Origin of the sequence: uncultured Neptuniibacter sp. (assembly GCF_947498015.1) — a bacterium.
GTDB lineage: Bacteria > Pseudomonadota > Gammaproteobacteria > Pseudomonadales > Balneatricaceae > Neptuniibacter.
Map to the genome: position 1 here is coordinate 1 of NZ_CANMIR010000026.1, position 1,421 is coordinate 1,421.

A 1,421-nucleotide genomic window follows, 5' to 3' on the forward strand; every position below is an offset into this window, starting at 1 on the left:
CATGCGATACCCTGACGGATCTCTTTACGCTGTACGCCTTCAACGTAGCCCAGCATCGCCTTATCACCGAAGTACTCTTTCGCCAGGTTGTCTACAGACAGGGCAGTAGTGTGGTAAGTCGGCAGTGTGATCAGGTGGTGGAACACGTTCGCTTCGCGAGCAGTATCTGCCTGGAACGTACGTACACGAGCATCAGCAGCGTTAGACAGCTCAGAACCGTCGTATTCAGCAGACATCAGGTTGTCACGATCGTAAGCAGAAACGTCTTTACCTTCAGCAGCCCATGCATCGTAAGTCTGCTGACGGAAGTTCAGTGTCCAGTTGAAAGATGGAGAGTTGTTGTAAACCAGTTTCGCATTTGGGTGTACTTTACGTACATCGTCCATCATGCCTTTGATTTCGTGAACAGTTGGAACTGCAGTTTCGATCCACAGCAGGTCAGCACCGGCATTGATCGCTTCGATACAGTCAAATACACAACGCTCGTGACCAGTGCCCTGACGGAACTGATACAGGCCAGATGGCAGACGCTTAGGACGAACCAGTTTGCCGTTACGGCTGATCAGAACGTCGCCTTCAGCAGTATCTTCTGGAGCAACTTCTTCAACATCCAGGTAAGAGTTGTATACGTCACCCTGATCGCCTGGCTCTTTAACTACAGCGATCTCTTTAGTCAGACCAGCACCTTCAGAGTCAGTACGTGCAACGATAACACCGTCATCAACACCCAGCTCAAGGAAAGCGTAACGCAGAGCGCGTAGTTTCGCGTGGAAGTCAGCGTGAGGAACCGTTACTTTACCGTCCTGGTGACCACACTGCTTCTCGTCAGCAACCTGGTTTTCGATCTGCAGGCAGCAAGCACCGGCTTCGATCATCTGCTTAGCCATCAGGTAAGTCGCTTCAGCGTTACCGAAACCCGCATCGATATCTGCAACGATTGGTACTACGTGAGTCTCATGGTTATCGATCTGATCCTGGATCTGAGCTTCTTTCGCTGCATCGCCAGCTTCACGTGCTTTGTCCAGTTCACGGAACAGGCCGCCCAGTTCACGAGCGTCAGCCTGACGAAGGAATGTATACAGTTCGTTTACCAGAGAAGCAACAGATGTTTTCTCGTGCATGGACTGGTCAGGAAGAGGACCGAAGTCAGAACGCAGAGCAGCAACCATCCAGCCAGACAGGTACAGGTAACGACGTTCAGTAGAACCGAAGTGCTTCTTGATAGAGATCAGCTTCTGCTGACCGACAAAACCGTGCCAGCAGCCCAGAGACTGTGTGTACTTAGTTTTGTCTTTGTCGAACTCAGCCATGTCGCGGCGCATGATACCAGCAGTGTATTTAGCGATATCCAGGCCAGTTTTGAATTTGTTCTGAGCACGCATGCGTGCAGCAGATTCTGGGTTGATTGCATCCCAAGGGCT

The 1,421-nt window shown here is 51.1% G+C and carries 1 protein-coding gene; it reads right to left on the bottom strand.

The window, feature by feature from the left end:
* A partial coding sequence (locus Q0882_RS16605) for an isocitrate lyase (protein ID WP_299184086.1) occupies nucleotides 1-1,421 on the bottom strand: 1,421 nt, incomplete at both ends.